Here is an 8209-nt window from a genome sequence, read left to right on the forward strand (position 1 = left end):
GTCGAATTGCTTCGCGAGTGAAAGCCATTCCGCCGCCAGTTTCGCGCTCGCGACGAGGCCTTTGGCAAAGTCGGCCTTGAGTGCTGCGTCCATCTCCAGCTCCCACAGGCCGCGCAAGCCGCCCACGGCTGCGCATGAGGTCCAGTTGTGATTCTTGGAATACCAAAACACCATCCCGCCGATGCAGATCTCGCGCTTCGAGAGCTGCTTCTCGCCACCACGCTTCGATAGCTCCGCCAGATACATCGTGCGCCATTTTTCATCACCCGTGACACGATGCAGCATCTTCATGGTGAAGAGCATTCGCGCAGCCTCTTCAAAGTGGAAGCCATTGAAGCTGCCACGCACTTTGAAAGGCTCCTCGGCAGGCATTTGCCACCCAAGACGGACGATCTCCTCAGCCGTTTCGGCGAGATGCTTCGCGATGCGCGTCTTCTCCGCTTCGGTAGCAAGCTCCGACTCCCAGTAGCGCCACAGGCCGAGGAACCACGGCATCGTCTGATCGTTCGAGCCCATCGGGTAGTGCGACTTCCCATCCGTGCTCACGCCGCGACCCACGAAGCCCTTCACCTCACTGATCGAGTTCAGCAGCAGCAGCCCTTCCATGAGCTTGCGTGCCTTGTCGGCATCTTCTGCGGACTTCGTACGCTTCCAGCGATTCACCGCTGCGTCCATGTAGAGCCCGTTGAACATTGCCCCATTTTCAATCGGTGCCCACCATCCCAGCGCGTTCGGTTTGCCCGCCTTGCACTCTTCTGGCGTCGGCAGCGAGACCTTCCCGTCCATGTCCGCGAAGTCGATCATGATCCCATACTCGTCGATGAAGCGCCGCCAGATCTCGGAGTGGGCTTGGTCAGCGGCGGTTTTGACATCCGCCGCGCTGAGAAAACACGCTGAGTACGACGCGATGAGGATCAGGAAAAGTCGTTTCATAAAGTGATCGGAGACGACTGGTGTCATAGAAGCTTCTCAAATCCAGCTAACTCGCCTTTCCTCATCATCGCCGTACCTGTCGGGCGATAGCCAAGGCGAGGATAGAGTGCCATGGCGGCTGGGTTTTGCAGAAAGGTGTCGAGCCGGATGCTGAGGCATCCTCGGGATCGTGCAACGGCCTCCGCATGAAGCATGAGTTGCTTCGCAAGGCCCCGGCCTTGTTGCGATGGATGCACCATGAGCCGATGCAGGGCAGCCGCAGGCTCACTGTCGGTGCTCCAGTCCAGACCTTGCCACAGCGGGTCGTGGTTTTGATCCACCGTGATGCAGGCGACGATGTCGCCATCGGCTCTCAAAACATCCATCGTGCCTGCTGCGATGTCGGCACTGATGTTGTCGGCATGAGGATAAATCTCGTCCCATTGCTCAATGCCAGCAGCTCGCATGGCCGCGACGCAATCCTTCACCAGAGTCAGCAGGTCTGTAAGGTCTTGGATCGTTGCTTTGGAAATAGCTGAACTCATCACACGCGGCAGATGCTTGGACATTCGCACCACAGGCAGGGTCAATCCATCGCTCATGGGCACCGCGTAGCGTTCCTCAACGGCATAACCGAAGCGAGCATAAAGCGGCTCGCCAGCCAGCGTGGCGACCATCGTGATGCGATCAAATCCAGCGGCGCGGATCGCTTCCTCACATGCCCGAAGGATCGCGCTTCCGACACCTCGCCGAGCCCAGTCTGGATGCACGAAGAAGGCGCGAATCCGTGCGGGCTCGGTGCGCGGGTCGATCAGTTCGCTCTCGCCCACGCGATCCAGATCGCCCCCAAACACGGCCTTTCTCCGACTCCAACCGCCACAGCCGATGATGAGGTCATCACGCTCAATGACGAAGTAGGTGCCATCACGGATGAGCTGTCGATCCACGCCGAACACAGCACCCATAGCGGCATCCATTTGTGCCTGGGAGTAGCAGTGTGCCTGGAGTTTTTGCACGGAGAGGTGGATCAGCCTTTCCAAAGCTGGAGCATCGGCTTCCGTGGCTAGGCGGATGTGATGCGTCTCCGTATTCATGATCCATGAGGAATCGCGAGAACCTGCTTATCCTCCAGCAGACGCTCACGCAGCTTCTTGTAGTCCACGCTTTGCACGGAGGTGCCAGCTTCCAGCGCCATCGCGGCGGCGGTGGCGGCGGATTGGGCGGCGGCCATGAAGGTGAACTCGATGCGATAGGCACCGTAGGCCACGTAGCTCGATGACGGGCAGGTGGGGCTGAGGAGGTTCGTGCATTCGACGGCCTTGGGCACGAGGCAGCGATACGGGATGCCGCAGGGGATCCAGTCGGGCTCTTTGGAGACATTGAAGACGGCGCCTTCATTCCACACGCGACCGTTTTTCACGAGGCAACGGGCGCTGTGGAAGTCCGGTGGCCACCAGATCATGCCCACGCTGTCGTTCACGGGTTCGGGGTTCGCTTTGCGGAGCTGCGCCTCGGTTAAAACGAAGTCGCCGACCATGCGGCGGCCGTTGCGGACATAAAAGACACGCGGCCAACCGCCGCTGTCGGTGAACTCATCTTGGCACAGACCCCAAGCGGCCCAAGCCTCGCGTTGCTTCGCGGGCACGGCCTCGTCATGCGCCATGAACCAATACAGGCCGTGGATGTAGTCGCGGCTCTCACGCAGCATCGTTTCGCGCTCGGTGTAGCTCGCGATGGGGTAGCGATGATTCCAGCCGGTGAAGTTTGAGGCAAGCGAGTGCCATGTGCCGGGATCGCTCTTACCATTCGGCACGGCAGCATGGGGTGGGCTGATGACGCCACCTGCGGCGAGGTAGCGTCGCTGCATCTCGTAGTGCGCGGCGTTGTAGTTCGCGGGTTTTTCGATGGGAATGCGGTTCTTCGGGGCCTTGGTCAGGCAGAGCCGAAAGCAGTAGCCCTGGATGCTCTCGTCCGCCGCGCCGTGCTCGCCGAGCGGTGAGTCCTGCACGCCAAAGATGAGGCCGCTCTTCGGATCACCCGGCGTCACATAGGGGTCGATGGGTTTGTCGTGCTGCTTGTGCGTGGTGTCGGTGCGGATGCCGTTGTTGGTCTCGCCATACTTCGCATTGCCTTCACGCCCCACGGCAAAGCTCAGGCCTGCGAACGCAAGCAGATCGCCCTCGTAAGTCGCGTCGATGAACACCCGCGCCCGCACCTCGGCCCCATTGTTAAAATGCAGCGCCGTGATGCGTGTGCCGTCTTTCGTCACGCCGTTCGTTTCCTTCAAACGATGCCCGCGCAGCACCGTGACGCCCGCTTCCGCGACCCACGCCTCCCAAACCGCCTCGGCCACATGCGGCTCGAACCGCCACAGCGACGTGTTCTTGCCCTTCGCCGCCAGCATCGCCTCAAACGCCTCCGAGCGTCCATATTGAACACTCACGCGGCGATAAAACTCCAGCGCCATCCCACCCACCGCGCGGCTGTTTTGAAACGGCTGGTTATCAATGTCCGTTCCTCCCAGCCCCTCCACACTCATACCGCCCAGATGCTGCCCAGCCTCAACCAGCACCACTTTTTGGCCCATCTTTGCCCCCTGCACTGCCGCGATCACCCCCGCGCTCGTGCCGCCGTAGATGCACAGATCGGTTTCCATCGGAGCCGCCAGGGTGGAGCCGATCGATAGAAGCATGGCAGGGAGGAAATATCGGAGATTCATGAGGCAAAGGTGACTGCTTTTTAACCTCCTTCAACGCACATAGTTCGGCTAAAGCCGAAACCACTTTCTCACCGCCATACCTCGTTCCTCGCGGGATCACCGGGAACATCGAGGACCTGCACTTTGTTGATGCTGACGAAGCGGGCGTGATCGGTGAATTGGCGTACAATGTGCTTTTGCTCGTCAAGTTCGAAGAACTGGGCGGTGCTGGCGAGGTAGCCGTGGCCGAGCCAGTTGATGACGAGGGTGTGCCCGTCGGGCAGGCGCTGAAAGCCGCTGATGAGACGCAGTGGATTGTTCGGCACATCTTGCGTGCCGAGCTTCCACACAGTTTTGCTTTCTCGGTCGAGTTCGAGCATGGCCTCCCCCTCACCGCAGGCGATGAGGAGATGACCGTTGGGCAATTCCCGAACTTCGTGGGGATCGCCGGGTGTCGGGATGCTACGAAGGAGTTTTCCATCAGCGGCAAGTTCGAGGATGGCGCGGTCGCCTTTGGCGCTGATGAGGTAACGACCATCCTGAGTGCGACGACAGCCTCGCATCTGGTCGTGCGTGTTCTTGGTTTTCACCGGCACGGCGATCTCGCGCACGATCTGGCCATCGCGACCGACTTCGATGAGCCGCTTCGTGCCGCATTCGACGACCATGACGTTGCCATCGGGCAAAGGCTGGCAGCCGTGTACCTCGGTCTTTTCCGGGGCGAGATAGCTCCAGACGATCTTGTGGTCGAGCGTGACCTCGCGGGCACCGCGCAGGTGACTGAAGAGCACGTTGCCGTTGGCGAGCCTCCAAACGTCCTGCGGTTTCTCGGCGGGATGCTCCCACTCCACGCGGCCATCGGCAGCGATGATCGCGACTTTGTTGCCGCCGTAGTCGCTGACGAGCAAACGACGACCAAAAGGTGCGACATGCGGCGCGCCGACTGGCACGGGATCGCTGAGCAGGTTGCGATTGTTCCGCTGAAGAGGCGGCTCGGGGCTTTCCCAGCCACGCGGCGCACCGAGATGCACGACGTGCTGTACTTTGATGTCGTCGATGCGCAGGTTGTCCATGACGAAGCCGTTGCGCGAGCAGCGCCAGCAATGAATGGCGCTGCCGCCGCTCTTGATGACGTTACCGATGACCTCGTAACCATCGAGATTGAAGTTCGGCTCGATGCTGGTGACGCCGGTTTCCATGTAGTTGTAGTTGCACCTCACGTTGCGCAGATGACCGCGGAATGAGGGGTGGCCGAGCAAATAGCCGGAGCCGTTCGGATTGATCGTGCGCGTGCGCTGGATGGTGATGTCCTCGGCGTCAAAGGACTCGCCAGGTCCGGTTTTGCCTCCAGCCAGGAACTTGCCCGTGTGCTCGCCGTAGCACATCACGGAGCGGTTCGTGTCGATCATCGTGATGCCTTCCACCAGCACGCCGCGCACGCGACCATGGACGAGGACGCAGGCGTTGATGTCCTTTACGAGGAAGCCGGGTTGCACGTTGTGCGTGGCATTCATGTCGATGGTGCCCTTGCCAGTGATGCGCACGTTTTCGATGCTGTCCGGCTGGCGTCCATGGCCGACTCGGATGCCATAGGCCACTGGGCCATCATAGGTGCTGAACCAGGTACTGCCTTTGTTGTGCCCTGTCTTGCTACCAAAGCGAATCTGCACGCCGTGGGCCAGCATTTGCCAGTCGCCGGTGATCGCCACCCGCTGATGCGGCGTCTCGGCAAACTTGCTGGCGGAAGGCGGTAGCTTCGCGATGCCCTGCGGATTGTCCGCGCTTTCAAACACACCCCACGCAAAGGTGTCCGCATGGCCATTGCTGCCTTCGGAGTCGATCCGGATGGTGAAGATGCAGGGCTTGATGAGGTCAAAGCCTCCGCCCATTTCCAAATCATCGAGCTTCTTGCCCGCATCCTGATCGGTGGTGATCTCGGGCAGTGCTTCGAGCTTCGTCGCCTCGTTCGCGAGCTTCAGCGTGGCCCCTTCGCTCAGCTCAATGTGGATCGATTTGTCTACGCACAGGATCGAGCGGTGTTTCGTGAGGCCGTGCTGATGCACACCGGGCAAAAAGACCAGTTTGTCGCCCGCAGCCGCGCGATCCATCACCGCTTGCGGATTGTCACCGGGTTTGATCGAATGCTCCGCGGCATGCAGCAGCGGGGCGAGGGCGAGAAAGATGAGTAATCGCATGTTAGCAGTTGGATTAAAGTTGAGCTATCGGCTGCACCATCGGCCAGAGCTTGATCTCCTCGGTCACGAGGTGCGCGGGCAGTTGGGCGATTTGAACAAGCAGATCACCCAAGTCGGCAGGCGAAATGCATTGGGCGAGCACCGCAGGATCACGCGGCGGCAAGTTTGCGGCCTCGGTGAACTCCGTCTGTCCCCACGACGGCAAAATGGAGGTCACGCGCACGCCGTGTGGCCGCAGCTCGGCGAGCAGGCAGCGCGTGAACATGAGCAAACCCGCCTTCGCGGCAGAATACACGCTCCAGCCCGGCCAGGCATGCGTGGAGCAGGCGCTGCCGATATTCACAATGAGGCCACTGCCTTGCTTCTGCATGATCGCCGCTGCCCGACGGCAGCCGAGCATGGCCCCCGTAAGATTGCTGGCAAGACTTTGCTCGATGGCAGCGTCCGTCTGTTCACTCGCCGGGCCAATCTTCACCCCTTCACCGGCATTGTTGATCAAGAGATCAAGGCGCCCCGTTTGAGCCAGCACCTCGGCCATCAGCCGGTCCCACGCCGCTCCATCCGCCACATCAGCGACGAAGGGCGTGGCTCCGATGCGCCGGGCCGTTTCGTCAAGCCTGACGGCATCGCGTCCGGTGATCCAGACCCGTGCTCCTGCCTTGACCAAGGCCTCGGCGATGCCCGCGCCGTAGCCGCGCGAGCCGCCGGTGACGATGATCGTGGATTCAGTGAGGTTTGTCATTTGGTCCGAGTGTTGAAATGAAGAACTTAATTCAAGGCCACTCACTACGCGTTTGCAATCCCAAATCTTGTTTTGTATATCAAACGCATGCCGAAGGTCCGAAAAACAGTCATCAACCCTCTCAGCCGCTACAAGGTGCCCATCCTCGACCGCACCCTGGATCTGCTGGAGCTGCTGTCGCGACACCCAGAAGGCATGACCCTCACCGCGATGACCGAGGCGCTCAACATGCCGAAAAACTCCGTTTTCCGCATCGCCACCACGCTCACGCTCCGCGGCTATGCTGAGCGCGACGAGGCCACGAAGATCTACCGTGCCAGCCGTAAGCTTCTCAGCCTCGGCCATGCCGCCGTCGGTGGCGAACGCCTCATCCAGGCGGCCGCGCCCATCCTCACCGCCTTGCGCGATGCCACGGGCGAGACCGCGCTACTCGGCACGCTGGCCGGCAATCATGGCGTGGTGCTTGATCAGGTGCCGTCCTCGCATCCGGTGAAAGTCGTCGTCGAGATCGGCCACGCCTTCACCCTGCACACCGCCGCGCCCGCAAAGGCCATGCTCGCCTATTGGAATCCGGAGACACAGAAGGTGTTCGTGCAGCAGATGAAGTTCACCAAACACACGCGTCACACCATCACCAGCGCCACGGCTTTCCTCACCGAACTCAAAAAAGTCCATGCACAAGGCTACGCCCTCGACCGCGGCGAAGAGAGCGAAACCTTCGCCTGCGTCGCCGCCCCCGTTTTCGATCATCGCGGCCATCCCGTCGCCTCCATCTGGATCAGCGGCCCGTCAGATCGCGTCACACCAGGCAGCCTGGACAAGCTCGGAGCCAAGGTGAAGCAGTTCGCAGAGCATCTTTCACAACGGCTTGGGCATCCGACTGCAACCGGTCAAACATGATGCGCTCGGACCCTAGACCGAGTGTGATCTGGCGGAAGGGTTGCAGTTGCTTGCCTCGCTCACTCCGATTCAAAACTCTGGAGGACCGTTGAGGTGCTCACACTTCTCAGGTTGGTTGGGAATGAAATCAACAACCTGATGCTGCGTCCGGAGTTTGTCCTGCAAGGCTGGGACATTTACTTTTTGAACATCGCTTCCGTCTTTCAAAGCCATCGCAGAGGCTATCCCTGCCGCATGACCCGTGATCATCCACACGCTTTCCAAACGCAGTGTACAGAAGGCGACATGAGAATAGCTAGCAGCTCCAGGAACGAGGAGATTCGTGCATTCGACGGCTTTCGGAGTCAGTGCGCGATAGGCAATCTGGTTCGCATGGCCCATGCGCCAGATACGACCTTCATTGACGAACTCGTTTTCATTCAAAGCGACACGCTGGACGTGATGACAGTCGATGAAGTGGCTGCTCAGTCCGATGCTGTCGGACTTGCGGCGATTCTCCTGCACATCATGCTGCGTCATCACATACTCGCCCTTCATGCGACGTGCCTCGCGGACATAGAGTTGGTAAGGCAGGTTGCCGTTGTCAACGAACTCATCTTTGTGCAGACCGATCTTCTTCATGTCGGATCGTACATGATTGGGCACAGCCGCATCATTGGCCAGGAAATACAGCAGGCCCAGCGTGTAATCCATGTGGTCCTCGTAAATGCGAGCACGATTCTGATAGCTGGCATCTGGCCAGTCAAACTGACCGCCAAAATG

The 8209-nt window shown here is 60.1% G+C and carries 7 protein-coding genes; 1 reads left to right on the forward strand and 6 read right to left on the reverse strand.

What is annotated here, in order from left to right; genetic code table 11:
- The 5 genes from AC6FTP_RS24020 to AC6FTP_RS24040 form a co-directional block, all read right to left on the reverse strand.
- Nucleotides 1-933: hypothetical protein (locus tag AC6FTP_RS24020; RefSeq protein WP_497209444.1), on the reverse strand; the 933-nt coding region annotated here is incomplete at its 3' end.
- 23 nt (nucleotides 934-956) lie between these two features.
- Complete coding sequence (locus AC6FTP_RS24025) at nucleotides 957-2006, reverse strand: GNAT family N-acetyltransferase (protein ID WP_497209445.1); 1050 nt, start codon at nucleotides 2004-2006, stop codon at nucleotides 957-959.
- Nucleotides 2003-3604, reverse strand: coding sequence for an FAD-dependent oxidoreductase (locus AC6FTP_RS24030; RefSeq protein ID WP_497209446.1), 1602 nt, complete (start codon nucleotides 3602-3604; stop codon nucleotides 2003-2005). Before AC6FTP_RS24030 ends, AC6FTP_RS24025 begins: the two co-directional genes overlap by 4 nt.
- Nucleotides 3605-3699: 95 nt before the next feature.
- Entirely contained in the window at nucleotides 3700-5805 is a 2106-nt protein-coding gene (locus tag AC6FTP_RS24035) for a beta-propeller domain-containing protein (protein WP_497209447.1), read from the reverse strand.
- A 13-nt stretch (nucleotides 5806-5818) separates the two neighbouring features.
- Nucleotides 5819-6547, reverse strand: coding sequence for an SDR family oxidoreductase (locus tag AC6FTP_RS24040; protein ID WP_497209448.1), 729 nt, complete (start codon nucleotides 6545-6547; stop codon nucleotides 5819-5821).
- Between the two features lie 87 nt (nucleotides 6548-6634).
- Here AC6FTP_RS24040 and AC6FTP_RS24045 point away from each other — a divergent pair, with 87 nt between their 5' ends.
- Complete coding sequence (locus AC6FTP_RS24045) at nucleotides 6635-7447, forward strand: IclR family transcriptional regulator (protein WP_497209449.1); 813 nt, start codon at nucleotides 6635-6637, stop codon at nucleotides 7445-7447.
- Nucleotides 7448-7516: 69 nt separating this feature from the next.
- Here the strand turns inward: AC6FTP_RS24045 and AC6FTP_RS24050 are convergent.
- On the reverse strand, nucleotides 7517-8209 hold a 693-nt coding region (locus AC6FTP_RS24050), incomplete at its 5' end, for an FAD-dependent oxidoreductase (RefSeq protein WP_497209450.1).

It is taken from the genome of Prosthecobacter sp., from assembly GCF_044378005.1.
Taxonomy (GTDB): domain Bacteria; phylum Verrucomicrobiota; class Verrucomicrobiia; order Verrucomicrobiales; family Verrucomicrobiaceae; genus Prosthecobacter.

Coding starts and splice junctions, on each gene's coding strand:
- AC6FTP_RS24025 (WP_497209445.1), bottom strand. CDS start 2,006: ATGAATACGGAGACGCATCACATCCGCCTAGCCACGGAAGCCGATGCT.
- AC6FTP_RS24030 (WP_497209446.1), bottom strand. CDS start 3,604: ATGCTTCTATCGATCGGCTCCACCCTGGCGGCTCCGATGGAAACCGAT.
- AC6FTP_RS24035 (WP_497209447.1), bottom strand. CDS start 5,805: ATGCGATTACTCATCTTTCTCGCCCTCGCCCCGCTGCTGCATGCCGCG.
- AC6FTP_RS24040 (WP_497209448.1), bottom strand. CDS start 6,547: ATGACAAACCTCACTGAATCCACGATCATCGTCACCGGCGGCTCGCGC.
- AC6FTP_RS24045 (WP_497209449.1), top strand. CDS start 6,635: ATGCCGAAGGTCCGAAAAACAGTCATCAACCCTCTCAGCCGCTACAAG.